This is a genomic window from Corallococcus sp. NCSPR001 (assembly GCF_017309135.1).
GTDB lineage: Bacteria > Myxococcota > Myxococcia > Myxococcales > Myxococcaceae > Corallococcus.
The window spans coordinates 3,340,772-3,363,774 of sequence record NZ_JAFIMS010000002.1; the positions used below are offsets into that span (position 1 = coordinate 3,340,772).

Sequence of the window (23,003 nt, forward strand, 5' to 3'; positions counted from 1 at the left end):
GCGATGAGCGGCGACGCGCCCTGGCCGCCGTCCGCGCTGCCCCCGGCGCTGTCGCGTTCGGAGCTGGAGATGTTCCAGCACCTGGTGGAGACGGAGGCTGGCATCCACCTGTCCTCCGCCAAGAACGCGCTGGTGGCGAACCGGCTGTCGCGGCGGCTGCGGGAGCTGGGGCTGACGTCGTACGCCGCGTACCACGCGTTTGTCACCACGCGGGGGAATGAGGCGGAGAAGGTGCGGATGCTGGACAGCCTCTGCACCCACGAGACGTCGTTCTTCCGCGAGCCCCGGCACTTCGAGCTGCTGCGCGAGCACGTCTTCCCGGAGTGGGCGGCCCAGGCGGCGCAGGGGCGGAGGCCCCGGAGCATCCGCGTCTGGAGCGCCGGGTGCTCCACCGGGGAGGAGCCGTACTCGCTGGCGATGGAGCTGCTGGAGGCGTTCCCCAAGGGCTCCGGGTGGAGCCTGGAGCTCGTCGCCACGGACCTGTCCACCTGGGCGGTGAAGCGCGCGGAGGAGGGCCTCTGGAGCCTGGAGCGGGCCCGGACCATTCCGCAGCTGCTCTTGCGCAAGTACATGTTGAAGGGCGTGCGCACCCAGGAGGGCCTGATGACGGCGGGCCCGGAGCTGCGGACCTGCATGCGCTTCGCCCGCGCGAACCTGCACGCGCCGGCCACCTGGCCGGTGGGGCCGTTCGACATCATCTTCTGCCGCAACGTGCTCATCTACTTCGGCGCGGAGGCGCGGGCGCGCGTCATCCAGGGGTTGCTGTCCCGACTGCCGGAGACAGGCTACTTCTTCCTGGGGCACGCGGAGAGCCTGATTGGCATCACCGCGGCGGCGCGCTCCGTGAGCGCCAACGTGTACACGCCGCGCCCGGGACCGCCGTTCCCGTCACGCGAGTAGCGCGGACGCGCCGCTTTCCATTTCTGGAAAGCAGGTGACCGCCGCTGTCCGTTGTCGTGGGGGGCGGCCGGCGCCCATTCTTGCCCCATGAAACGATTTGATTTCGCGGGCAAGACGGTGCTGGTGACGGGCGCATCCATGGGCATCGGCGCGGAGTTCGCCCGGCGCTTGTCCCGGCGGGGCGCCACGGTGGTGCTGGTGGCCCGAAGCAAGGCGAAGTTGGAGGCGCTCGCGGCGGCGCTGGGCAACGCGCACGTCATACCGCTGGACCTGACCGCTCCGGGTGCGCCCCAGCGGCTCCTTGATGCGGTGCGGGCGAAGGGGCTGGAGGTGGACGTCCTGGTGAGCAATGCGGGGTTCGGGCTCCACGGGGGCTTCGACGTGCTGCCCTTGAAGGACCAGTTGGAGCAGATCGACCTCAACGTCCATGCGCTCGTGGAGTTGACGCACGTCTTCCTGCCCACGCTGGAGCGGCGGCAGGGCGGCGTCATCCACGTGGCCTCCATGGCGGCGTACCAGCCGACGCCGTACATGGCGGTCTACGGCGCGACGAAGGCCTTCGTCCTGTCCTTCAGCGAAGCGCTCTGGGCGGAGTACCGCGAGCGCGGCGTGCGCGTGCTGGCTTTATCCCCGGGGGCCACGGACACGCCGTTCTTCGAGCGTTCGGGGGAGGGGGCTTCGCCTGGGAAGAAGGCGCGTCCGGAGGACGTGGTGGAGGTCGGCCTGGAGGCGTTCATCGCGGGGCGCTCGTCGGTGGTGCATGGCTTTGGCAACCGGCTCGCGGCGTTCGCCAACCGGTTCTTCTCCCGGGAGCTCAGCGCGAAGGTCATCGCGCGGATGACCCGGCCGAAGACGCCCGCGCTTCCGGCGACCTAGAGTGCTTTCCATTCATGGAAAACAAACTGCCTGCCTGGGATGACCTCCGCGTCCTGCTCGAAGTCCACCGAGGCGGCAGCTTCCTCGCGGCGGGGCTCACGCTGGGCCTGTCGACGTCCACGGTGGCGCGCCGCATCGGGGCGCTGGAGAAGGACCTGGGGCGCGCGCTGGTCCACCGCACCTCACAGGGCGCGTGGCTGGAGAAGGAAGCGCTGGAGCTCATCGCGCTGGCGGATCACTTCGAGCAGTCCCTGCGCGCGCACCGGCGCGATGGCGGTGGAGGCTCACCCTACGCGGGCAGGATTCGCATCTCCCTCCCGGACGGCTTCCTCACGGGCGCGGCGGAGGCGGCGACCCGCTTCCGGCGGCTGCATCCGGAGACGCGGATTGAAGTGATTTCGGAGCTGCGGTTCGTGGACCTGTCCTCGCGCGAGGCGGACATTGGCGTACGGGGTGGCCGGTCCTCCTCTCCGGTGCTCGTCGACAAGCCATTGGGTGAGGTCGTGAGCGGCCTCTACGCGAGCGAGGACTACCTCTCGCGCTCGCTCCCCAAGCGCTTCCTGGGCGCTGACGACTACCGCGGGCAGGACTTCGTCGTGGAGGACGAGACGCCTCGCGGGCAGGGCCCCTCGCAGTGGTTGATCCAGCGGGGCGCGTCCCGTTTCCCCTTCCGCTCCAACTCGATGGAGGCGCGGCTGCACGCGGCGAAGGGGGGAGGGGGGCTGGTCATGCTTGGGATTGGCGCGGAGACGCAGCATCCGGAGCTGCGCCGGGTGCGACTGGAGACGCCGCTGCCGTCGCTCCGCTTCTACCTCACGATGCACAAGGACCTGCGCAAGGTCCCCCGCATCCGCGAGTTCGCGAAGACCTTCGAGGCCGTGTTCGCGGAGTACCTGGCCGCGCAGGCCGAAGCGGAGGTGAAGAGGCCACGAACCCGGATGCGCTAGCATGGGCACACGATGATGAAACGATTGGGGATGTGGGGATGCGCAGTGGGATTGATGGTGGGCTGTGCGGCTGCGAAGCAGGAGTCACGCCCGCCTGAGGAAGGACCGGCAGCCGTTATTCAGGCTCCCCCGGCCCCTTCAGGGCAACCCGCCGTTGCAGCGCTGCCTGAGTGTCCTTCGGACATCCGGGATGACAGGAGCCTGGATGGGGACGCCGCACTGGCGGCCGGCGCCCGGAAATGGTTTCCGTCGCTCTCGGCCACGGACCTGGGCTTTCTCCCGGAGTCGTCGGTGGAGCCCCTCTTCCAGCAATCGTTCTCGCTCGCCCCTGGCCAGGTGGAGGTCGTAGGCCTGGGCGCGCGGATGGAGAAGGGAGGTTGGGGAGAGTTGGTCATCGCGCGGCCGTTCGCGGAGGGCTTCTGCGTAGTGAACAGCCTGCAAATGGGCACGTCCGGTTCGCAGCCGCTGACCCTGGCGGACTCCTGGCGTTCGCCCGACGGCCGTTTCGCCATCCTCCTGCTGAAATTGTCCCTGGAGACGGAACCGGGACGCCCGGAGACGCGGTGGGTCACCGTGGGCACGGATGGCCACCACGCGTGGATCGCTCTGGGTGTACCGCCCCAGCACCAGCTCATCGCGCCCAAGGTGACATTCTTCCGCAATGGGAAGGACCTCTACGTGGACATCCACCAGCGCTACGTCACCCGGTTGGCGCTGGGCGCGGATGGCCGCTTTGTCGTGCCGCCCACGGCGAAATGAGCCGGACCTTCGATTGAGGCCGTCCCCCGCCAGCATCCACAGGGAGCCGCCGGGGGGAAGAGACATTGGAAGACATTACCTTCCAGTTTGACCGGGATGCGTTGCCGGACCTCCTCGCGCGGGCGGGGGGCGCTTCCCCCCGCTGGCTTCGAGGAGACCGTCAGCGTGGAGGAGTGAGCGCCTGCCCGTCGAGCGCCGGAGCCTCGTCGGGGCGGGGCCGTGACTCCGGCTCCGGCGCGGCGGAACCCTTCCAGCGCGTCAGGGCCATGATTGCCACGGCCAGGATGACGACGCTGAAGATGGACGCCTCCAGGCCATAGGCGCCGCCCGTGAGCCACTCGGGGCGGTCCTGGAAGACGGGCGTCCACCAGCCGTGGGCTTCCTTGCCGCTCACGCCGAAGCCCATCGTGCCCAGGAACCAGTTCCACCCCAGGTGCACGCCGACCGGCAGCGCCAGGTGCCGCGTGCGCAGGTAGCACAGGCCCAGCATCCAGCCCGCCATGAAGGTCGTGATCATCGCCACGACGCGCGTGGGGACATCCATTTCCGGAGTGAAGGGGTGGGCCAGGCAGAAGAGGAGGGAGATGACAACCTGCGCCCAGCGCGTGCCCAGGCCCCGGATGGCGCGCTGAAAGAGGTAGCCGTGGAACAGCGCCTCCTCGAAGAGGCCCACGCCCAGCATCACCCAGGCCAGCTTCACGACCGCGGTCACCTGGACGTTCGCGGCGCGCTCCAGGTGGTAGCCACCGGCCACCCAGCCGAGCAGGGCCACGAGCCCCACCAGGGCCACTCCCCCAAACGCCCCCACGCCCAGGTCACGGCCCGCGCGCCGGTCCACCGACATGCCGAGCGACGTCAACGTCACGGGCTGCTTTTCCAGATACAGGAAGTCGAGGCTCACGAGCAGTACGCCCAGGAAGCCGAAGAAGGGGTTCGGCACGAAGGGCCGGACTGCCGCGGGCAGCAGCGTCTGGAGCCACATCAGGATGCCTGCCAGGACGGCGGACACCACGAGGAAGCCGGCGCCCTTCCACCCATTGCGTAAGTGCCCTTCGCCATCCCGGAACACGGCCTTCATAGGCTCGACCTCTCAGCGTGGTTGCGTGCCCTGCCTACAACCAACGCGCGGCCCCGGGAAGGATTGCCCCCGTTCGACACGGCATGGCACAACCCGGCGCATGGGCACGGGGACGAAGACGATTCGCCGGGGCGAACTGTACTGGTGCGAGCCGGAGGAGGCCCGGGGCACCGTGCCGGCCATCGCCCACCCACACCTCGTCATCCAGGACGACGTCTTCAACCGCTCCCGCATCCACACCGTCATCGTCTGCGCGCTCACCTCCAATCTCAGGAAGGCGAACGAGCCCGGCAACGTGCTGCTCGAAGTGGGGGAGGGCGACCTGGCGAAGCAGAGCGTCGTGGTCGTGTCGCAGGTGTCCTCGGTGGAGAAGTCGCGGCTCGGCGAGCGCATCGGAGCGCTCTCCGACGCACGGGTCGAACAGGTCCTCGCGGGCCTGCGCTTCCAGCAGGCGTCCTTCTTCCGCGACCCGGATATTTGACCTGGAGGCGCAGTGCCAGGACCCCGGCCATCCGCCCGGGCCCTGGCGCAAGCCATCGCGCTGCTCAGTAATAGAAATCCATGTCGTTGATGTCGTAGTCGAGCGAGCCCATGTCGAAGAAGAAGCTCTCGTTGGCGGTCCCGACGAGGTTGGTGGCCTCGAACGCCGCCGTGTTCGCCGCGATCTTCAGTTGGTCATTGACGTAGAGGTCCGCGATACGAATGAAATCAGCCAGATTCGGGACGAGCGTCTGATTGCCGGACATGCCTGTTGCGTTGACAAGGAAGATCGGTGTCTGCCCATTGGCCGTGATGGTATACATCCACGGCTGTCCAGGAGGCGGATGGGCCGCCATCCACTCCGCGATCGTCTTGATGGCGAAGCCGTAGGTCAGCGTCTGCCACTGCTCGAACGAGATCTGATGGTTGAGATACTGGGTGACCAGTGGTGAATTGTACTGGGTGATTGCGCTGAAACACGTGACCGCGCCGTTCGCGAGCGTCTTGGCATAGGCCTTGTCCTTCGTGCGTCCCAGCAGGGCCTTCATGAATGAATAGGTCGCGCCCAGGATCTGGTTGTTCGCAGAGTCCGTCCCGGTGAAGGCCCGCCTCCACTGGTCGGAGTACGGCTTGTTGAAGGGGGTCGACAGCGAGTACCGGAGCTGCACCTCGATCAACTGCGGGACGCTGAGCGTGCGTGCGATCTCGATGCGCATGTCCTCGAAGGTCATCGCGCCGCCATTCAGCCGCCCGCGCCAGTAGGAGATTTCGCCCGCGTCGGGGGCCCTCCAGAACATCTTCTGGTAGACCGCGTTGATCGCCGTGTCCTGATTCAGCGTGTGGTTCGGATAGCTGGACCGGATCGCGTTCATGATGTCCTGGTAGATCAACCCGCCGTACTGCAACCCGTAGCGCCAGCCATCCCGCTCGGACGGAAAGGGTTCCCGGCCGAAGCCATCGAAGTACGCGGCCGTGATCGCGATGTCCTGATTCTCCAGGTGATTGGGGAAGCTGGAGCGGATCGCGTTGAGGATGTCGTTGTAGATGAGCGTTCCGCCCTGAAGGCCGTTCATCCAACCGGCCACTTCCCACTCAAACGGGGAACGCCCGAACCCCTGCTTGTACGCGGCGTAGATCGCCAGCTCTTGAACCTCGGGGTGGTTCGGGAAGGAGCCTCGGATGGCGTTGAGGATGTCGTTGTAGATCAATCCGCCACCCTGAAGACCGCTGCGCCAGTTGTCCCTCTCCCACTGTTCGGGCGCACGTCCAAAGCCCCGGGCGTAGGCGTTGGAGATCGCCAGGTCCTGGTTGACCAGGTGGTTCGGGAACGAAGCCTTGATGGCGGCGATGATCGTGTCGTAGTTCGCGGACCCCTCCGCGACACGGCCACCCCAGTAATAGAGCTCGCCTGGGTCTGGAGCCCTGCCAAAGCCATTCTCATAAGCACTCTGGACGGTGCTCGCCGGGGCCGCGTGGGCGGCCCACGGAACCATGAAGGCCATGGCTGCTGCGAAGATGAGCTGAAAGAGACGCGAGTGAATCCGGGCGAACATGCTGACCTTTCGTTGCTCCTCGAGTTGAGATGACGTCGAAGTCCAGGAGCCTGAAAGCATCCATCGCTGAGTCGGATGGATTTCGTCAATCTCCCCCATGAGCGGGATTGCCCCAGGCCGCGGCGGAGATGCGCCACTGCCCTCCGGTCCGCACCAGCAGCAGGTGGTCGATGAAGCGCACGCCTCCCACGCGGACCTCCAGCTTCGCGGCGGCCACGTTCCCCCGGACCTCCACCTTCAGGATGTTCCAGGGGCTCTCCCGGTCCTGGATGCCCGCCTCCTCGTTCGCCGCGTAGCGGGCCGCGGCCTCCGACAGCGTCCCCCACGCGAAGGGCACGCCGTCGACGTTCACGCGGTAATAGAGACAGCCCGGTGTATGGGATTGATGCAACAGCGCGTGGCTGTAACTCGCGTGCGCTTCGATCTTCGCGTCCAACACCGCGCGAATCTCCTCCTGCGCGGAAGCAGGTGTCGGAGGCCTGGAAGTACGCCTGCACGGCCTCCTCGGGACCGGCGTGAAGGCGTGTAAAGGGAAAGGGGCCGGTCCGTGCACAGGCCGTGAGCAGCGCGAGCGTGACCCGCGGAAGGGTCTTCGACATGCCCGTCACGGTGCGCGCTCACGCGCATGGACGCCAATTGATAGTAGCGGGGTGAATCCATGGAAAGCCTCGATGGACTTCCCAGACCTCCCCTTCCTGCGCACGTTCGTGACCGTCTACGAATCCCGGGGCGTGACGGAGGCCGCGGCGCGCCTGCACCGCACCCAGCCCACGGTGAGCTACCAACTGCGCCGGCTGGAGGAGACGCTCGGCGCGCCCCTCTTCGAACGCCGGTCCGCGCGGCTCGTGCCCACGCCGCTGGCGGACCGGCTCTTCCGGTTCCTCGGAGGCTTCGCCCGGGACGTGCAGGCGGTGTTGCAGGGGGACGAAGAGGACCGCCCGCTGGAGATCGCCGCGGTGTCTGGCTTTGGCCGCTACGTGCTCTTCCCGCTGCTGCGAGAGTCAGAGTCACTTCACCGGACGCTGACGCTGCGCTACCCGCCCGCGGAGGAGGTCTTCCGCCAGGTGTTGGAGGGCCAGGTGGACGTGGGCTTCTCCTTCCGGAGCACGGTGCATCCCCGGCTCACGCTGACGCCTGTCTATGAGGAGCAGCTCGTGCTCGTCGCGGGACGGACCTGGGCCCGGCGCCTGCGCTTGCAGGAGCACTTCCAGGACGTACCGCTGGTGACCTACGACGAGGGGGACTACGTGGTGGGCCGGTGGCTGGGCCACCACTTCGGCCGGCGCCATCCCCACTGGTTCAGCACCGCGCACTTCGAGGAGCTGGAGGAGGTGCTGGAGTGGGTGGCGCAGGGGCACGGCGTCGCGGTCGTGCCTGGCTTCTGCATCCCGAAGGGGCGGGGGCTGGGCGTGGTCAGCTGGGGCAAGCCCGCGCTGACCAACATGGTGCATGCCGTGCAACGCACCCAGGCCCCCGTGCGGCCCGTCGTCGCGGAGCTGCTGGCGCGGCTGCGCGACGGACGTGGAGGCGCTTCCTGAGCTCAGGCGGGCTGGGCGCTCGCCACGGAGTCCAACTCCTGGAGCGCGTCAGCCGGCAACTGGAGCTCACCCGCGGCCAGGTTCTCCTTCAGGTGGGCGACGGACGACGTGCCGGGGATGAGGAGGATGTTGGGCGCGCGGTGCAGCAGCCACGCCAGCGCCGTCTGCATGGGCGTCGCGTTCAGGCGGGCCGCGACGGCGGACAGCGTGGACGACTGCAGCGGGCTGAAGCCACCCAGTGGGAAGAACGGCACGTAGGCGATCCTGTCCTTCGCGAGCGAGTCGATGAGCGGGTCATCCTGCCGGTGCGCCAGGTTGTAGTGGTTCTGCACGCAGACGATGTCCGCGATGCGCCGTCCCTCCGCGACTTGAGTCGCGGTGACGTTGCTCAGCCCGATGTGGCGCACCAATCCCTTGCGCTGGAGCTCGGCGAGGGCGGTGAGGGGCGCCTCGATGGACCCTTCCGCGGGGCCGTGCACGCTGAACATGATGCGCAGGTTGACCACGTCCAGCACGTCCCGCCCCAGGTTGCGCAGGTTGTCGTGCACGGCCTGGGTCAGCTCTTCCTTGGAGAAGGCAGGGAGCCAGGAGCCGTCGTTGCCGCGCCGGGCGCCAATCTTGGTGACGATGACGAGGCCGTCGGGGTAGGGCGCCAGCGCCTCGCGGATGAGCTGGTTGGTGACGTGCGGGCCATAGAAGTCGCTGGTGTCGATGTGGTCCACCCCGCGGGCCACGACCTCGCGCAACACGGCCCGGGCGGCGTCCGGGTCCTTCGGCGGACCGAAGACGCCGGGTCCCGCGAGCTGCATGGCCCCATAACCGAGGCGCTTCACGGTGCGGCCCCCGAGGGGGAAGGTGCTGGAGGAATCGATACCGGGCATGCTCATCTCCTTTTGAGATGGAGCATGAATAGCCACCGTGGACTTTCTGCATAAAGGGGCACGACCCGTACAGGGTGTGCGGAGCGGCGAACAGTGAAGGTCGACCTGGGTGACTTGAACGCCTTCGTGGTGGTGGCGAGGGCCCGCAGCTTCCGCGAGGGGGCGCGCCTGAGCGGGAGCAGCGCGTCCTCGCTGAGCGACGCGGTCCGCCGGCTGGAGGAGCGGCTGGGCGTCCGCCTGCTCAACCGGACGACGCGCAGTGTCGTCCCCACCGAAGCCGGGGAAGGCCTGCTGGAGCGCCTGGCGCCCGTGCTGACGGAGATGGAGGCCGCGCTCGACGTAGTGAACGGCTTCCGCAGTACGCCCGCGGGCGTGCTGCGCCTCAACGTGCCCATCAGCGCGTCACGGCTGGTGCTACCGCGCATCGTGCCGCCGTTCCTCGCCGCGTACCCCGACATCCACCTGGAGGTCATCACCGAGGACAGCTTCGTGGACGTCATCGCGGCAGGCTGTGATGCGGGCATCCGCTACGACGAGCGGCTGGAGCAGGACATGATCGCGGTGCCCATCGGGCCGCGCGTCCAGCGCCACGCCACCGCCGCGTCCCCGGCATACCTGGAGCGGCATGGGAGGCCGGAACACCCCCGGGACCTGCTGCGGCATGCCTGCCTGCGCGGGCGCTTCGCGAGCGGCGCGATGACGCTCTGGGAGTTCGAGCGTGACGGCGAGGTGGTGACGGTCGAGCCCACGGGACCGCTCATCGTGCGTGCGGGCGGGGGGACGGACCTCGCTGTCGACGCGGCGATCGCGGGCACCGGCATCGTGCACCTCTTCGAGGACTGGCTGCGCCCACACCTGGACAGCGGCGCCCTGGTGCCCGTGCTCGAACCCTGGTGGCAGCCCTTCCCGGGGCCGTTCCTCTATTACCCGGGGCGGCGCTTCGTGCCCGCGCCGCTCCGGGCGTTCATCGACTTCATCAAGGCGCCAGAGGCCGCGCCTTGAGGCCTGGGAGCGTCAGGGCTCGGAGACGGTCACGGTGAAGCCCTTGGGGACGCTGGAGTCATCCAGCACGTGCATGAAGGCCTGGGCCGTCCACTCCACGTCGACCGTGCCGGGGGCGGTGATCGTGCCGGAGTCCGAGTTGCCCTGGACGTTGAAGATGACCTGCGCGGTCCACTCGCAGTCTTGAGCCTTCGAGCACTTCTCGTCGAGGTACGTCACGTTCTCCACCGTCACGGAGACGTCGGGCTCCAGGATGCCGCTCTGGCTTCCGTAGGTGAGCTCCCCGTCGGGGTAGCTGATCGCCAGCGACGGCGGCGGCGTCTGGATGGGGTCTCCCGGCGTCCACTTCGCCTTGGCCTGGATGTGCACCTCGCCTGACACCGGATCCGACGACTTCTCCTTCTGGGTGGTCCGGATGACCAGCGTGCGCGTGACCTTGGAGGTCTCCGCGGTCAGGCGGAAGGGCGTCCCGGTGTAGGGCGAAGACGCGACGTCTTCGGACCGGGCCCTCGAGGTGGCCACGACGCTGACACAGGCCAGCAGCAGCATCACGCGTGACGCCCAGGCGCGGGTCGTGGTGGGGATTCGCTCGAAGACGGAGGGACGGGCTCGGCGCATGGCTTCCTCGGACAGGCGTGAAGGTTCCGGGCGTACGGGAACGCCGGGTGGCGCGACGCAGAGCAAGCTCAATGCCACGCACGCTCAGAGGGACGCGGGCTTGCGCGCCATGCTCCGGCGTTACAATCGTGACATGTGTGTCATATGACAGCCTGGCCGTGCTGGAAGGGTGGGCGGCCCGGGGCCTGGCGACTCCGTCGCACCGCTCGCGCGTGCTACGAAGCCCCGGGTATGCCGAGCGCCATCGAAGCCATCCACGCCTTGAAGGAGCGACTGTCGCGCGAGCAGGGGCTTCCCCTCCGCGCCGTGAGCGTGACCCCGGTCCGCGAGGAGGAGCTGCGCCTGCTGGAAGCCGCGCTGGGCTCCGTGCTCCCCAAAGCCTATCTCCAATTCATCACCCGACACGGCCTGTTCGTCGCGACGGATTCATCCGGCCATGAGCGGGCACGGATGCTGAGCCCCGCCGAAGTGCTGGAGCAGCACGCGGGCTACCAGGAGTTCCTGGAGGAGGATTCCTTTGGGGAAGAAGAGGACGAGCGGGAAGCCGCGCTGCGCGAGCTGGAGGTGCGCAGGCGGCTCATTCCCTTTCAGTACATCGCCGACTCGTTCGTCCATGACTTCTACAGCTTCGACACGGGATGGCGCCGCGACGAGGGGGCGCTCATCCTCAAGGCCTACCACGACGACTACGACCTCGCGCCGTGGTTGTTGGATGACGCCCCGGATACATCCGGATGCACGTTCGACTTCGACGCGCACCTGAACCAGGTCCTCCGCGAGCTCCTCTAGGCCTCAGCCTCGCAGGCGGTCCGCCAGGTCCTGCGCCAGGCCGCACATGGTCAGCGTGGGGTTCCACGAGCCCGACGTGGGGAAGAGCGCGCCGCCCGTCACGTAGACGTTGTGGACGCCGTGTGGCCGGTAGTCCAGACCGACCACCGACGTCGCCGGGTCCCTGCCCATCCACAGCGGCGAGGCCTCGTGCACGATGATGTTCAGGCGGATCTGCTTGCGGCCCGGCCGCTCCGACTGCCAACGGCCGCCGTCGCCGCTCGCGTTGTCGTCGACCCAGTACTCGACCTCCGGTCCCTCGCAGCCCGCGCGCCCGGCCATGACGTCGATGGCCTGGTACGTCGCCTCGTCGAGCACGTCCCAGAGCTGGTGGTCCTCCACGCCGGGCTGGAGCTGGAGGGTGATGTTGGTGGCCGGGTCGGTGCCGCCGTTCATGCGGATCCAGTTGTCGGGGTTCTTCTCGCTCACCTCGCCCAGGGTCGCGCAGACGAACACGACATAGTCCTCGGAGCCCTTCAGCTGCGCCATCGACGCGACGGCCGCCGCGTCCGGGGCTTCATGCGCGATGGTGCTCTCGTCCGCCTCCGGGTTCGCGGAGGCGAAGGCGCTGGTCTGCACGTGGTACTGCAAGCCATTGGGCGCCTTGCCGTCCAGGTAGGTGGCGCCAATCTCCAGCGCGGACAGGTCCTTGAACGCCGAGCGCTTCACGCGCGCCGTGATGTGAGACATGAAGTGGCCGGTGTAACGCTTGCCGATGTTCGGCAGGGCCTCCTTGAAGGAGTTCATCAGCAGCGTCGCGGGCGGGATGGTCCCCATCGCCAGCACGACCTTCGCCGAGCTCACCGCCAGCGGACCGCGGCTCGTCTCCAGCGCGGTGACCGTCCCATGGCCGTCATGCACCAGGCGGTCCACGACGCAGTGGTCGACGATGGTCAGCGGCTGTCCCTTGCCCTGCGCCGCCAGCGCCTTCTGCGATTGCTGCAGGTCCAGCAGCGTGCCGACCGTGGAGTACTTGTAGAACTTCACGCCCCTCCACGGGGGATTGCCCACGGCGATGGGCGCCGGGAACGCGCTCTCCGCCGAGGGCACGTAGCGCTTGAAGTTCTCCCGGAGGTTCACGTCGATTTGACGCTGGAGGCCGCCGTAGACGCCATCGTGGATCCGGTCCATCGAGGTGACGTGCAGGAACGCGCGGGCGCGGTCCCAGAAGCCCGGCTGGAGCGTGACGTCGATCAGCTCCTGGGGCCAGTCGCGCATCAGGTCGGGCGTCGGGGCGGGGCACCAGGCGCTCCAGTAGGTCGAGCGTCCACCGAGCACGGGGATGTAGCCGGCCTGGAAGAACTCCAGCTCCGTGGTCGCCATCCGCGTCGTGCGCGTCCACGGGTAGGTGGTGGGCGGTGAGCCCGTCGCGGCCTGGAAGGCGAGCGGGAGCATCTGGTAGTGCGCGGGCAGCCAGAAGCCGCCCCGCTCCAGCACCAGGATGCGCGCGTTCGGGTTGTGCTTCAGCGTCTGCTCGATGAACGCCACACCGGTGGGGCCGGTGCCAATCACGATGAAGTCATACGCGGAGGACTGGATGGCGCTCCAGTCGTTCGGCGTGGCGAAGAAGGCCTGTCCGGCGATCTGATCCGCGCTGGCCTCCTGCGGACCGGGGACGGGATAGCCGAGGGAGATTCCCTTCGGAATGTTTCGGGAGCCTGCGAAGAACTTCTTGTAGTTGGCGGCCATGGGACCTCTTCACGCATGCGGGGCTGGAGGTGCTTGCCTTTGGATTTGCACCCGGCATGCCGTGCGCCGGATGCAGGGCGCGTCATCCGTGGGCTCCTCTGGGCGGAGGGGGCCGCCGCGTTGCGTCCGGAAGCACTCGCGTTCACCTGGAACGCGGGACGGATGGACGCACGGCCCGCGAGTGGGGTAACCGTGCATGGCACGTTCGTCGCAATTGTTTCACGCGGTCCGGGCATCCCCCGGGCACCCGTGTGTTCCCAGGGGGCTTTGATTGCGCGCATCTCTTTCGACAGGTGTTGTCCGTACGCAGTGGCTGCGAGCCATGCTCGCCACCGGATTTTTGGGCCTCGCCGCCTGCAAGGGGTCGGCGGGAACCTCGGGGGCCGAGGGTCCTCCAGGTGCCCAGGGTGAGTCGGGTGCTCCGGGGGCTCCAGGGGCTCAAGGTCCGCAAGGCGCCCAGGGCCCGCAGGGAGCACCTGGGCCGCAAGGGGCGCAAGGGGAGCCGGGGGCACAGGGCGCACCAGGAGCAGCCGGGGCTCCAGGTCCGCAGGGGCTTCAGGGATTGGGCACGCTGATCTCCGCCGTGCCCGAGCAGCCGGGTCCCAACTGCGCGACGGGCGGCATGCACCTGACGGCCGGTGTCGACCGTAACCGCGACGGAACCCTGAACGAGGAGGAGGTGGATCCGTCCTCCAACAAGTTCCTCTGCAACGGTGCGCAGGGTCCGCGGGGCCCGGAAGGCCAGCAAGGTTCGCAGGGGCCGCAGGGAGAGTCCGGAGCCCTCGCGTTCTATGGCGACGGCTCCGCGGGGGACCTCTTCTTTTCGGCCGATCGCCAGCCGGTGGACTTCTCCGGGGGGTACGCGACCCTCCCGAAGGAGGCCAACCTGATGTTCCGCAACGTCACCATCGATGGGTCGGTCACCTTCGCGAGCGGAACGATGATTCGCGCCACGGGCGACATCATCATCAATGAGTCAGGCCACATCGGGGTCAGTCCCGAATTCCAGATCGAGCCCGGCAATCCCGCGCGCAAGGGCATCGCCATGTCTGGCGCCTCCGGGAGCCAGGGCGGTAGGGGATTGGTCGCGGGGCGCGCCGGGATTCTCAGCCGCGCCGACCTGGAGGGCGGCGGCAGCGGCTACAGCGCCACGACGGACAACAACGTGTCTGGCGGGGTGGGCGGACCCAGGCTCATCCTCGCCGCCAGGGGCAACATCATCATCCGGGGAACCATCGACGTCGCCGGCCGCCCTGGCATCAACTTGAATCCCACCAGGAACCCGGGGACCGCGGTCGCTGGAGCGGGTGGCGGTGGAGGTGGCGTCGTCAGCCTCATCTCGCGTGGACTCATCACGGTGGCGGGCAACGGGAAGATCTCCGCCAACGGAGGTCCCGGGGCCAATGGCTGGCAGGGTTCCAATCCGGTGACGGGGCAGGTGTACGGCGGTGGTGGCGGCGGAGGGGGCGGTATCATCCACTTCCTCTCCGCGAATGTTCCCAGCATCGAGAACCTGGATCGACTCAATGTCACCAGCGGTGCCGCGGGCCAGCCTGGTGTTTCAGGCACTCCCACGACCCTGGCGCAGGCAGGGGGCGGTGGGGGCGCGTCCGGGGGCGGGGGCGGCAACGGGACCACCTCCACGTCTGGAAGCGGCGCGGCCCAGAACGGGGCGCCGGGACAGCTCAGGAAGACGGTGACGCCCCAGCCCGAGCTGCTCTTCTTCTGAACCTCACCGCTGCCCAGGCGTGTCGCCCAATGCCTCGGCCAGCTCCGCGCGGTCGGCGAGCGCCTGCTCCCGTTCCTTCGCCGTCCCCGCGTCCGGCTTCTTCAGCGCGGCATCCAGCACCTTCGCGGCGGCGGCGTCATCGCCCTTGAAGTCGCGAAGGCGCCGGGCCGTCTTGAGCGCCTTGCCGAGGAGGGTGGCCGGCGCTTGCTCCGCGTCTCCATGGCCTTCCGGTTCGTCGCGGCGGATGAACATGAGCGAATTGCCGGAGGGGTCCGTGAGGGTGAAGCGCGTCTGCCCCTTGCGCATGCGAGTCATTCGCGGGAGCCCCCGGACGGGAGTCCGGCCATAGGCCTTCCGCAGCGTGTCGAGGAAGCGCGCGTGCAGTGCTTCCACTTCGTCCACGATGATCAGACAGCTGCTGAAGGCCTTGAGTGGATCCAATCCCTTCAGGCCGAAGAAGTGGAGCTGCGCGCCTCCGCGCCGGGTCGCCGCGTAGGGATTGGGTGCGCGTTGCTGGTACGTCACCTCGAACCCGAGCAGCGCGTAGAACTCGAGCGTCGACGCGAGCTCCACGCAGGGGAGCAGCGGGATGCTGGTGTCACCGGTCATGGGCGCGCTCCGCGTCGGCCAGGTCCTCTTCGAGCCGCAGACGCGCTTCACGGACGCCCGCGACCGCCGCGGTGAGCAGCGCCGGAGGCAGGCTCGCGCCCAGCCGGTCCGCCCACGCGGCGTGCGCCTGCTCGACCTTGCGCAACGCCCGGCGCCCGGCGGCCGTCAGGGCGACGCACTTCGCCCGCTGGTGATGCGGGTTGTCGACGAACTCCACGAACCCGTCGCTCGCGAGCGCGTCCGCCGTCTGCTGCACGCTCTGCCGCGCGAGCCCCATCGTGCGCGCCACGGCGGCGACCGTGGCGGGACCATGGTCGATGACGCCCAGCACCTGCCAGCGGGCGCTCGTCAAGCCCGCCGGGGCACTGAGCCGGTCGCCGGCCTGGAGCAGCAACCCGTTCAACTGGAACACCTCCAGGACCAGGGCGCTGAAGGTCTCTGCTTTCTGGGTCAGCGGTGGCATTGGCAGGAACCTGTCAATTTGACAGCTTCCTGTCAACGCTCCGAGTCGCTTGTGGGGGGAGGGCCCTTGGGCGACGCTGCCCGCGTCTCCTTTCCCCCAGAGGCTCCATGAAGGCACTGCGAACCCCGAGCGTCCTCGCCGCGCTGCTGCTGCTGTCCCCTGGATGCACCACGTCCCGTCCCGCTGAGCGGTCGGAAGCGCGGGCCACGGCGCCCGCGGAGTCCTCCGCGCAGGTGGCGCTGCGAGGCTTCGTGGACGTGTACTTCGAGGAGCACTTCCGCCGCTCTCCGATGTCCGCCACGTCCGCGGGCTTGCACACGTATGACGGCGAGCTGCGCGGCTTCCGCCCCGAGGAGCGGGCGTCGCACCTGGCGTTCCTGAAGGACCGGCTCGCGGCGCTGCCAGATACGGTGGACCGGACTTCGCTGCCTCCGGGGGACCGGGCCGATTACGACATCCTGGAGAACCACCTCCGCGCGCGCATCCTGGACCTGGAGACGGTGCGCTCGTGGGAGCGCAACCCGAACGCCTACCTGGGCTTCGCGTCCAACGCCGTGTACCAGCTCATCAACCGCGACTTCGCGCCGCTGGAGGAGCGGATGCGCTCGGCGGTGAAGCGCATGGCGGTGGTGCCGGAGGTCTTCGCGGTGGCGCCGGCGAACTTGAAGAACCCGCCGAAGCTGTGGACGGAGATCGCCCTGGAGCAGGCGAAGGGCACGCGTTCGCTCTACGCGCAGACGCTGCCGCAGGCCTTCGCGCCGGTGCGGGATGCGGCGCTCCAGGAGGACTTCAAGAAGTCGCAGGCGCGGTGCCTGGAGGCCATTGATGGCTACATCCGCTTCCTGAAGGATGACCTGCTGGCCCGCTCGAACGGGGACTTCGCCATTGGCGAGGAGACGTACCGCCAGAAGCTCCAGTACGAGGAGGGCGTCACCGAGAGCATCGACTCACTGCTGGCCTGGGGGCGCGCGGAGATGAAGCGCACGCAGGACCAGTTCCGCGAGGTCGCGGGACGGATTGCCCCGGGCAAGGCGCCCATGGACGTGTACCGCGAGCTGGGCAAGGAGCACCCGGCCGGCGCGGAGCTGGTGTCCACCACCACGGCGACGCTGGAGGACATCCGCCAGTTCCTCATCGACCGCCGCATCATCACCGTGCCCAGCGAGGTGCGCGCGAAGGTGGCGGAGACGCCGGTGTTCAGCCGCGCGCTGTCCTTCGCGAGCATGAGCACGCCCGGCCCGTTCGAGACGAAGGCGACGGAGGCCTACTACTACGTGACGCCGCCGGACCCGGCGTGGAGCGCGGAGCAGGCCGAGCAGCACATGAGCTTCTACAACCGCTACGCGCTGCCGCTGGTCTCCATCCACGAGGCGTACCCGGGGCACTATGTGCAGTTCCTCTGGACCAATCGCATCCAGTCCAAGGTGCGCCGGCTGTTGGGCTCCGGCTCCTTCAGCGAAGGCTGGGGCCTGTACACCGAGCAGATGATGCTGGACGAGGGCTACGGCGGCACGGGTCCGCAGGCGGACCGGCTGCGGCTGAACCAGCTGGCGCTCTACCTCCAGCGGCTGGCGCGCTACGTGGCGGGTCTGTCATTGCACACGCGCGGGATGACGTACGACCAGGCCGTGAGCCTCTTCGAGAAGGAGGCCTACATGACGCGCATCAACGCGGAGCGCGAGGCCCGCCGTGGCACGTCCGACCCTACGTACCTGGTGTATGCGCTGGGCAAGAAGATGCTGATGGAGCTGCGCGAGGACGCGAAGGTGAAGTGGGGCAAGGACTTCACCCTCCAGCGCTTCCATGACGCAGTGGTCTCCCACGGCTACCCGCCCGTGCCCATCGTGCGGCAGCTGTTGCTCGGCGAGGACGCGGCGCCTTCCGCGCTACGCTGAGCGCTGCCTGCGCCCGCTTCCGTGCCGAAGCGGGCGCGCGGTCCGGCGGCTACTTCTCCTGGGTGATCTTGTTGTCCACGCCAGTGCGGCTGACCTTCGGCTTCGACTTGCCGAGTCCACGCTTCCAGGTGACGGCGTTGGTGGTCCCCGTCACGGAGATGGCACCGGTGGCCTCCACCTTCACCTTGTTGTCGTTCCCGTTCACGGTGACGCTCTTGCACTCGCCGGTCAGCGTCACGGTGTTGTCGTTGCCGGTGATCTCCACCGTGCTGCCCGGCGTGCAGGCGTGGGTCGCCGTCTCTTCATTGCCGGTGACATCGAAATTGCCCGAGGACTCCTGCGCGACGGCCGTCATCGGCCCGAAGGCGCATGCCACCATCATGAACACCGCGGTGCCGAACTTCTTGTTCATCCGTTTGTCCCCCGACGAGAGGTGCCGGCCTGATGCCGCACGGCCCTCATCTACGTGACGGGCGACGAAAGATTCAACAAGCCATCATGTGCGCGAGAGGCTTCGCACTCAGAAGAGCCCTTCCTCCGCGGGAGGGTCTCCGCGCGCCTTGTCCTCGCGGCTGAGCGTCCTCCGCGCTCGCGTCTTCGCTCCCTCAGGAGAGGTGAGCCAGATGAGGCGCGTCCCCGCCGGGTACCACTTCTTCTGGGTCGACGTCCGGACCTCATAGGGGCCCGCCTCCGAGCCGTGGGAGATGAGCAGGGGATCCTCGCCGCCCTGGATGACCAACGACACATGCTTGCCCTGCCAGAGGCAGAGGTCCCCTGGCCGGACCTGGGACAACGGGATGTGGAGCATGTGGGCTTCGAGCGTGCCGGTGTATCCCGCGCCGCTGTAGCGGTTGCCATTGGGGTCGGGAGCGCCCGCCCACTTGTAGCAAAGCGTCACGAAGCCCGAGCAGTCGATGTCGAGCGGCAGCTTGTGGCGCAGTTGGAGGCCGTCAATGGGGCGGATCTGCGCGTAGTGGATCTGGTCCTGGTTGGCGACCCCCCACAGCCCCTCCGCGACGATCTTCTCGCGGAGCCCTGCTGGCGTCTCCGCGCCACCCAGCGTCGCCCCCAGGGCCTTGAACGCCGCGCGCGTCTTCGGGCCATAGACGCCAATGGCATCCACTCCCTGCGCCTCCTGGAACCTCTTGAGCGAGCCTTCCGTCCGGGCACCGAAGGTTCCAGGGCCCGTGTCCATCTGCGCCTGGGTCATGTGGCCCAGCTTCACCAGCGCGGTCTGGAGTTGTCTCACGCCCGTGCCGCGCGAGCCGCGCTCCAGGTCCACCGCGGGGAGCGTGTAGCCCTCCAACGGGAGGCTCGGCACCTCTGCCCGGCGATAGCCGGCGGGGGCCTCCCGCTTGCGGGTCTTGCCTGCCCGTGAGCGGGATGTCTGTGTCTTCCTTCGCATGCGGCCTCCTGCCGGCAACATGCGAATCGGCTCGGGGAGGCGCCAGGAGCGGGAGCCTCCTGCCGGGGTGCGCCTTGCTCCCTAGCGCGCGCGCTGCAAGTGGATCATCGCCTCGTCCAGCAGCGCGGCCACGCCCCGGCGCACCACGTGCACCACCTTGCGGTGATGCGAGGAGGCCAGGTGCGTGTAGTGGGTGGACACCTTGTGGTGCAGCTCCGTGGCGCCCCACACCAGCACCAGGTCCGCCCACTCCAGGTCGCTCTTCGCGCGGTCCGCCGTGCGGCGCTCCGTGCCGTCCACCATGCGCAGGGAGATGTGGCCGCCCAGCTTCGCCTCCAGCTCCTCACGCACCGCGGGCGAGCCGCCCACCACCACCACGCGCTGAACTCCGCGCTGGTGGCACATCTCCACGAATGCCACCTCCGCGCGCCGGTTGGCGGAACCGCCGCACCGCGCGCAGTGGCTCCGGGGCTCGACACGCAAGGGCTCGCGGCCGCTCGCCGACGCCACCTGGAGGCAGCCGGGATCCGAGCACACCTGGAAGAAGCGCTCGGCCAGCACCTCGGCTGCACGCAGGAGCTTGGGTTCGCTCATCCGCGCCTTGCCGGGCCGCGTGAGTCCCGCCTCCTCCAGCACGCCCCGCGCCCGCACGCGCGCGTCCATCAGCGTGACACCCCGCTCCGCCAACCACCCGTCGATGTCCCTGTCCGCGCTCATCGCTTCGCCATCGGGGCAGGAGTAGCGGCGAACAGCTCCGATTGCATCGGGACGGGCCCGGAGGGCTGCGCCAGCCCGAGCGCCTCGCGCACCGGACCGAAGCTCCGGCGGTGGATGGGCAGCACGCCCAGGGCCTGGATGGCCTGCACGTGCTGCGCGGTGGGGTAGCCCTTGTGCGCCGCCAGGCCATAGCCGGGATATTGCGCGTCCAACTGGGCCATCAGCCGGTCGCGCGTCGTCTTCGCCAGCACGGACGCCGCCGCGATGCTCAGGGACAGCGAGTCCCCCTTGATGATGCCGCGCTGCGGAGCCGGGCACTGGGGAATCGTGCGCGCGTCCACCAGCACGTAGTCCGGCGTCAGCCCCAGCCCCTCCACCGCGCGCCGCATGGCCAGCAGGCCCGCGTGGTAGATGTTGAGTTGATCAATCTCCTCCACCTCCGCCCGGCCCACCGCCCACGCCACCACGTCGCGCTTGAGCGCCTCCGCCAGCGCCTCGCGCTTGTCCGGGTCCAGGATCTTCTTCGAGTCGTCCAGCCCCTTGAGCTTGTAGCCCCGGGGCAGGATGGCGGCGGCGGCGACGACGGGGCCCGCGAGCGGCGCCATGCCCGCCTCGTCCACGCCCGCGACCTTCAAGAGGCCCTGCTCCCACAGCTCCGTTTCGAACTTCAGCAGGTGCCGCAGCCGCTGCCCCTCCGCCCGGTTCTTCTCCTGGCGCGAGCGCAGCTTGCGCGCGAGCGCCTGGGCACCCTGACGGGGGTCGGCTTCCAGCGCTTCCAGCAGACCCTGGGGGATGGGCTGCGCCTGGGTGACGAACCGCCCGGTCAGCTCGGTGACCGAGCATTCGAGCAGCGCCTGCACACTGTCTGCGGACATGGGGGACCTTCGGGATTGCCTACCCGGCGGGTAGCGCGGTTGCACGGCTTACTGGAGTGGGGGAACACCAGTGCCGCGACAACACGCCCGCTCGCACGCCGTCAGGCCAGACGGGCGTGCGGCGAGGCTGGAGGAGAGCCGGACCGACGCGGACGCGCGCATGCGGGTTTGACGCATGGCGTAAGTGGTACCGCGCGCGGGTGGGTTCACACAACCACCCCACGGCCTGACGCGGTGAATTTTCCGCGCCCCTCAGCCCTCACTGGCGGGTCTTCCGGCTCAATCCTGGAGCTTGAGCGTCACCGTGTCGGGAACAGGCGTGCAGTGGCACTCGTCGCAGGCCCACTCCACGCGCTCCGCGAGCGTCACGTGCGAGCCCGCCGTGGCCACCACGCGGATGGGGCTGGGCGCGAGCGTTTCGTTGATGGCCGTGGTGACGCCCCGGTCATCCGTCACGCCGGTGATGCTGACGTTGCTCTCCAGGTTGGTGGCCGTCACGGATGCGCCCTGGATGTACGCGCCGTCCGACGACATCACCTCCACGCGCAGCGACATCGGCTCCGCGCAGGTGTCCTCGTGCCGGTTCGCGCTGGGGGCTTCATCACAGCCCGTCACCAGCACGCTCGCGAGGAGCCCCAACCAACCATACCGTCTCCACTGCTTCCCCATCCCCACGCCCCCAACCCGTTCCATGCACGGAATCTGGTACCGGGGGACGGGTGCTGCAATGCGCGGGTCATGCGGCGGGCGGCAGCCGCGCATGGGCAAAACGTGCGGCATCCGTGTCCGGATAACGATGCACGATGTACCGGTAGATCTCCTCCGCGCGCATTGTGTTTCCCATCTTCTCCCCCTGCACACGCGCCAGCAGCACCAGCGCGCGGGGCGCGGTGGGTTCATCCGGCGCCGTGTCCGCCGCGGCTTCCAACGCTTTGACCGACAGTGGGAAATCTCCTTCCACTGCCGCGGCCTGGCCAATGAACAGATGGTGTGAAGGCAAAAGCCTCAGGCGGGGCAGAACGTGGAGCGCGCCATACAGCGCCAGCGCCTTCGCCACGTCGCGCGCCTCCACCGCCGCGCCCAGCTCGGCCACCCGGGCCTCGACTCCGGCGGCGTCGGGCGCGGGGGCTTCGGGCAGCGGGGACTCGCGCAGGGACACGGGCACGCGCTGGGGCGCGGTGTCACCCAGCGTGGCCTCCAGGAAGTCACGCGCGGGCAGGTAGCCCAGCGCATCCCCGTGCACGTACAGCACGAGCCCCAGCAGGTTCGCGGCGGCGAAGGGCACCAGGCAGGTGAGCGCCTCCGCGAGCCACGTGGAGACGAAGGGCACGGGCAGAAAGGACGCCCACCCCGCGGCCTGGTGCATCCCCACGTGGGCGAGCGCCAGCAGCACGAACACGCCCGTCACCCACCCCGCGTCGCGCCCCACCGTCCGCAGGCACTGGAGCGTGCGCAGGGGGTTCAGGGCGGTGAACACCGACTGCGACGTGGAGGCCAGCAGCAGCGCCCACGGCATCCACAGGAGCCCCAGCCCGGCGAGCCCCCAGAAGAGCGGGTCCTCCCACACCACGGGCTGTTCCAGTGCCTCGCGCGGGACCATGACGCGCCCCACGGTCTCGTACCCGGACGCGGAGGGCAGCAGGTTCCAGGCGCGAGCGAGCGCGGGCGCGAGGACACCCACGGTGACACCGAGGCCGCGCAGGCCCGGGACGATGTTGTCCTGGAGGATGCTGGTGAAGCCGGGGCCTTCGGGATCCGCGTCGCCCCGCGCCGCGCCGCGCACCAGCGCGAAGAACGTGGACCAGAAGATGCCCAGCCCGAGCGCCATGGGCAGCACCACCAGGATGCGCACGCCCATCCCGAGCACGCGCAGCACGGCCAGCATCAGGCTGACGGCCAGGAGCGTCTGCAGGCCCGGAACGGTGAAGGGAAAGCGCAGCGCGCCCGACAGGCGCGTCCGGAAGGCGCGCTGGGAGCGGTGGCGCAGCAGCACGTTCGCCGTGCCCTCGCAGCGCACGCAGACGGTGTACTCCACCGTGCCCATGCGCCGGGTCTCCACGCACGCGGGGCACAGCAGGGCCTCGCAGTGCTCGCAGCGCCAGCCGGCGGCGGCGTCCGGGTGTCCCGCGCAGGAGGGAGGGGTAGGGAGGGAAGGGGCCAT

General features: G+C 68.8%; 24 protein-coding genes. 10 read left to right on the top strand and 14 right to left on the bottom strand.

Annotated features, from left to right (window positions below; translation table 11 throughout):
• Positions 1 to 3: 3 nt before the first annotated feature.
• The 4 genes from JYJ93_RS15725 to JYJ93_RS15740 all read left to right on the top strand — a co-directional run bounded on the left by JYJ93_RS15725 (position 4) and on the right by JYJ93_RS15740 (position 3,482).
• A complete protein-coding gene (locus JYJ93_RS15725) occupies positions 4 to 900 on the top strand; it encodes a CheR family methyltransferase (protein WP_206792162.1) in 897 nt (298 codons plus the stop codon).
• An 87-nt stretch (positions 901 to 987) separates the two neighbouring features.
• Positions 988 to 1,776 carry an SDR family oxidoreductase gene (locus JYJ93_RS15730; protein ID WP_206792163.1) on the top strand — a complete coding sequence of 263 codons (789 nt, stop codon included), beginning with the start codon at positions 988 to 990 and terminating at the stop codon, positions 1,774 to 1,776.
• Between the two features lie 14 nt (positions 1,777 to 1,790).
• Positions 1,791 to 2,723: a LysR family transcriptional regulator gene (locus JYJ93_RS15735; RefSeq protein ID WP_206792164.1), complete on the top strand. Its 933-nt coding sequence runs from the start codon at positions 1,791 to 1,793 to the stop codon at positions 2,721 to 2,723.
• 291 nt (positions 2,724 to 3,014) lie between these two features.
• Complete coding sequence (locus tag JYJ93_RS15740; RefSeq protein ID WP_206792165.1) at positions 3,015 to 3,482, top strand: hypothetical protein; 468 nt, start codon at positions 3,015 to 3,017, stop codon at positions 3,480 to 3,482.
• Between the two features lie 160 nt (positions 3,483 to 3,642).
• Here JYJ93_RS15740 and JYJ93_RS15745 read toward each other — a convergent pair whose 3' ends face one another.
• Positions 3,643 to 4,560 carry a type II CAAX endopeptidase family protein gene (locus JYJ93_RS15745; protein ID WP_206792166.1) on the bottom strand — a complete coding sequence of 306 codons (918 nt, stop codon included), beginning with the start codon at positions 4,558 to 4,560 and terminating at the stop codon, positions 3,643 to 3,645.
• A 100-nt stretch (positions 4,561 to 4,660) separates the two neighbouring features.
• On the opposite strand from JYJ93_RS15745, the gene JYJ93_RS15750 reads away from it, so the two are divergent.
• The gene (locus tag JYJ93_RS15750; protein ID WP_206792167.1) at positions 4,661 to 5,041 is read left to right on the top strand and encodes a type II toxin-antitoxin system PemK/MazF family toxin; all 381 of its coding nucleotides are present in this window, start codon (positions 4,661 to 4,663) and stop codon (positions 5,039 to 5,041) included.
• Positions 5,042 to 5,105: 64 nt separating this feature from the next.
• On the opposite strand, the gene JYJ93_RS15755 is transcribed toward JYJ93_RS15750, so the two are convergent.
• Entirely contained in the window at positions 5,106 to 6,593 is a 1,488-nt protein-coding gene (locus JYJ93_RS15755) for a DUF4214 domain-containing protein (protein ID WP_206792168.1), read from the bottom strand.
• Between the two features lie 85 nt (positions 6,594 to 6,678).
• Positions 6,679 to 7,032: a nuclear transport factor 2 family protein gene (locus tag JYJ93_RS15760; protein ID WP_269012569.1), complete on the bottom strand. Its 354-nt coding sequence runs from the start codon at positions 7,030 to 7,032 to the stop codon at positions 6,679 to 6,681.
• A gap of 232 nt (positions 7,033 to 7,264) precedes the next feature.
• Between JYJ93_RS15760 and JYJ93_RS15765 the strand changes: the two genes are divergently transcribed.
• Entirely contained in the window at positions 7,265 to 8,131 is an 867-nt protein-coding gene (locus JYJ93_RS15765; protein WP_206792169.1) for a LysR family transcriptional regulator, read from the top strand.
• Positions 8,132 to 8,133: 2 nt separating this feature from the next.
• On the opposite strand, the gene JYJ93_RS15770 is transcribed toward JYJ93_RS15765, so the two are convergent.
• Positions 8,134 to 9,012 carry an aldo/keto reductase family oxidoreductase gene (locus JYJ93_RS15770; protein WP_206792171.1) on the bottom strand — a complete coding sequence of 293 codons (879 nt, stop codon included), beginning with the start codon at positions 9,010 to 9,012 and terminating at the stop codon, positions 8,134 to 8,136.
• A 93-nt stretch (positions 9,013 to 9,105) separates the two neighbouring features.
• On the opposite strand from JYJ93_RS15770, the gene JYJ93_RS15775 reads away from it, so the two are divergent.
• Entirely contained in the window at positions 9,106 to 10,014 is a 909-nt protein-coding gene (locus JYJ93_RS15775; RefSeq protein ID WP_206792173.1) for a LysR family transcriptional regulator, read from the top strand.
• Positions 10,015 to 10,026: 12 nt separating this feature from the next.
• Here JYJ93_RS15775 and JYJ93_RS15780 read toward each other — a convergent pair whose 3' ends face one another.
• Positions 10,027 to 10,632 carry a hypothetical protein gene (locus JYJ93_RS15780; RefSeq protein ID WP_206792175.1) on the bottom strand — a complete coding sequence of 202 codons (606 nt, stop codon included), beginning with the start codon at positions 10,630 to 10,632 and terminating at the stop codon, positions 10,027 to 10,029.
• Positions 10,633 to 10,863: 231 nt separating this feature from the next.
• Here JYJ93_RS15780 and JYJ93_RS15785 point away from each other — a divergent pair, with 231 nt between their 5' ends.
• Positions 10,864 to 11,421 carry an SMI1/KNR4 family protein gene (locus JYJ93_RS15785; protein ID WP_206792177.1) on the top strand — a complete coding sequence of 186 codons (558 nt, stop codon included), beginning with the start codon at positions 10,864 to 10,866 and terminating at the stop codon, positions 11,419 to 11,421.
• Positions 11,422 to 11,424: 3 nt separating this feature from the next.
• On the opposite strand, the gene JYJ93_RS15790 is transcribed toward JYJ93_RS15785, so the two are convergent.
• Positions 11,425 to 13,149: a GMC oxidoreductase gene (locus tag JYJ93_RS15790; protein ID WP_206792179.1), complete on the bottom strand. Its 1,725-nt coding sequence runs from the start codon at positions 13,147 to 13,149 to the stop codon at positions 11,425 to 11,427.
• A gap of 562 nt (positions 13,150 to 13,711) precedes the next feature.
• Between JYJ93_RS15790 and JYJ93_RS15795 the strand changes: the two genes are divergently transcribed.
• Complete coding sequence (locus JYJ93_RS15795) at positions 13,712 to 14,878, top strand: hypothetical protein (RefSeq protein WP_242543820.1); 1,167 nt, start codon at positions 13,712 to 13,714, stop codon at positions 14,876 to 14,878.
• Positions 14,879 to 14,881: 3 nt separating this feature from the next.
• Here JYJ93_RS15795 and JYJ93_RS15800 read toward each other — a convergent pair whose 3' ends face one another.
• Both JYJ93_RS15800 and JYJ93_RS15805 read right to left on the bottom strand, forming a co-directional pair.
• Positions 14,882 to 15,487 carry a hypothetical protein gene (locus JYJ93_RS15800; RefSeq protein WP_206792182.1) on the bottom strand — a complete coding sequence of 202 codons (606 nt, stop codon included), beginning with the start codon at positions 15,485 to 15,487 and terminating at the stop codon, positions 14,882 to 14,884.
• Entirely contained in the window at positions 15,477 to 15,950 is a 474-nt protein-coding gene (locus tag JYJ93_RS15805; protein ID WP_206792184.1) for a MarR family transcriptional regulator, read from the bottom strand. Before JYJ93_RS15805 ends, JYJ93_RS15800 begins: the two co-directional genes overlap by 11 nt.
• 107 nt (positions 15,951 to 16,057) lie before the next feature.
• Between JYJ93_RS15805 and JYJ93_RS15810 the strand changes: the two genes are divergently transcribed.
• Positions 16,058 to 17,845, top strand: coding sequence for a DUF885 domain-containing protein (locus tag JYJ93_RS15810; protein WP_206792186.1), 1,788 nt, complete (start codon positions 16,058 to 16,060; stop codon positions 17,843 to 17,845).
• Positions 17,846 to 17,894: 49 nt separating this feature from the next.
• Here JYJ93_RS15810 and JYJ93_RS15815 read toward each other — a convergent pair whose 3' ends face one another.
• The 6 genes from JYJ93_RS15815 to JYJ93_RS15840 all read right to left on the bottom strand — a co-directional run bounded on the left by JYJ93_RS15815 (position 17,895) and on the right by JYJ93_RS15840 (position 23,003).
• On the bottom strand, positions 17,895 to 18,257 hold the full coding sequence (locus JYJ93_RS15815; protein ID WP_206792188.1) for a DUF3060 domain-containing protein: 363 nt from the start codon (positions 18,255 to 18,257) through the stop codon (positions 17,895 to 17,897).
• Positions 18,258 to 18,365: 108 nt separating this feature from the next.
• Positions 18,366 to 19,250, bottom strand: coding sequence for a peptidoglycan-binding protein (locus tag JYJ93_RS15820; RefSeq protein WP_242543821.1), 885 nt, complete (start codon positions 19,248 to 19,250; stop codon positions 18,366 to 18,368).
• An 81-nt stretch (positions 19,251 to 19,331) separates the two neighbouring features.
• On the bottom strand, positions 19,332 to 19,967 hold the full coding sequence (locus JYJ93_RS15825; protein WP_206792191.1) for a hypothetical protein: 636 nt from the start codon (positions 19,965 to 19,967) through the stop codon (positions 19,332 to 19,334).
• Positions 19,964 to 20,842 (bottom strand): ribonuclease HII, encoded by an 879-nt coding sequence (locus JYJ93_RS15830; protein ID WP_206792194.1) that lies wholly within the window; start codon positions 20,840 to 20,842, stop codon positions 19,964 to 19,966. Before JYJ93_RS15830 ends, JYJ93_RS15825 begins: the two co-directional genes overlap by 4 nt.
• Before the next feature lie 279 nt (positions 20,843 to 21,121).
• Complete coding sequence (locus JYJ93_RS15835) at positions 21,122 to 21,535, bottom strand: carboxypeptidase-like regulatory domain-containing protein (RefSeq protein ID WP_242543822.1); 414 nt, start codon at positions 21,533 to 21,535, stop codon at positions 21,122 to 21,124.
• A 43-nt stretch (positions 21,536 to 21,578) separates the two neighbouring features.
• Positions 21,579 to 23,003: a hypothetical protein gene (locus JYJ93_RS15840; RefSeq protein WP_206792196.1), complete on the bottom strand. Its 1,425-nt coding sequence runs from the start codon at positions 23,001 to 23,003 to the stop codon at positions 21,579 to 21,581.

Bases quoted from the DNA above. Each gene is read 5' to 3' on its own strand.
- JYJ93_RS15725 (WP_206792162.1), top strand. From the start codon at position 4: ATGAGCGGCGACGCGCCCTGGCCGCCGTCCGCGCTGCCCCCGGCGCTG.
- JYJ93_RS15730 (WP_206792163.1), top strand. From the start codon at position 988: ATGAAACGATTTGATTTCGCGGGCAAGACGGTGCTGGTGACGGGCGCA.
- JYJ93_RS15735 (WP_206792164.1), top strand. From the start codon at position 1,791: ATGGAAAACAAACTGCCTGCCTGGGATGACCTCCGCGTCCTGCTCGAA.
- JYJ93_RS15745 (WP_206792166.1), bottom strand. From the start codon at position 4,560: ATGAAGGCCGTGTTCCGGGATGGCGAAGGGCACTTACGCAATGGGTGG.
- JYJ93_RS15750 (WP_206792167.1), top strand. From the start codon at position 4,661: ATGGGCACGGGGACGAAGACGATTCGCCGGGGCGAACTGTACTGGTGC.
- JYJ93_RS15755 (WP_206792168.1), bottom strand. From the start codon at position 6,593: ATGTTCGCCCGGATTCACTCGCGTCTCTTTCAGCTCATCTTCGCAGCA.
- JYJ93_RS15765 (WP_206792169.1), top strand. From the start codon at position 7,265: ATGGACTTCCCAGACCTCCCCTTCCTGCGCACGTTCGTGACCGTCTAC.
- JYJ93_RS15770 (WP_206792171.1), bottom strand. From the start codon at position 9,012: ATGCCCGGTATCGATTCCTCCAGCACCTTCCCCCTCGGGGGCCGCACC.
- JYJ93_RS15780 (WP_206792175.1), bottom strand. From the start codon at position 10,632: ATGCGCCGAGCCCGTCCCTCCGTCTTCGAGCGAATCCCCACCACGACC.
- JYJ93_RS15785 (WP_206792177.1), top strand. From the start codon at position 10,864: ATGCCGAGCGCCATCGAAGCCATCCACGCCTTGAAGGAGCGACTGTCG.
- JYJ93_RS15790 (WP_206792179.1), bottom strand. From the start codon at position 13,149: ATGGCCGCCAACTACAAGAAGTTCTTCGCAGGCTCCCGAAACATTCCG.
- JYJ93_RS15800 (WP_206792182.1), bottom strand. From the start codon at position 15,487: ATGACCGGTGACACCAGCATCCCGCTGCTCCCCTGCGTGGAGCTCGCG.
- JYJ93_RS15805 (WP_206792184.1), bottom strand. From the start codon at position 15,950: ATGCCACCGCTGACCCAGAAAGCAGAGACCTTCAGCGCCCTGGTCCTG.
- JYJ93_RS15810 (WP_206792186.1), top strand. From the start codon at position 16,058: ATGAAGGCACTGCGAACCCCGAGCGTCCTCGCCGCGCTGCTGCTGCTG.
- JYJ93_RS15815 (WP_206792188.1), bottom strand. From the start codon at position 18,257: ATGAACAAGAAGTTCGGCACCGCGGTGTTCATGATGGTGGCATGCGCC.
- JYJ93_RS15820 (WP_242543821.1), bottom strand. From the start codon at position 19,250: ATGCGAAGGAAGACACAGACATCCCGCTCACGGGCAGGCAAGACCCGC.
- JYJ93_RS15825 (WP_206792191.1), bottom strand. From the start codon at position 19,967: ATGAGCGCGGACAGGGACATCGACGGGTGGTTGGCGGAGCGGGGTGTC.
- JYJ93_RS15830 (WP_206792194.1), bottom strand. From the start codon at position 20,842: ATGTCCGCAGACAGTGTGCAGGCGCTGCTCGAATGCTCGGTCACCGAG.
- JYJ93_RS15835 (WP_242543822.1), bottom strand. From the start codon at position 21,535: ATGGAACGGGTTGGGGGCGTGGGGATGGGGAAGCAGTGGAGACGGTAT.
- JYJ93_RS15840 (WP_206792196.1), bottom strand. From the start codon at position 23,003: ATGGCCCCTTCCCTCCCTACCCCTCCCTCCTGCGCGGGACACCCGGAC.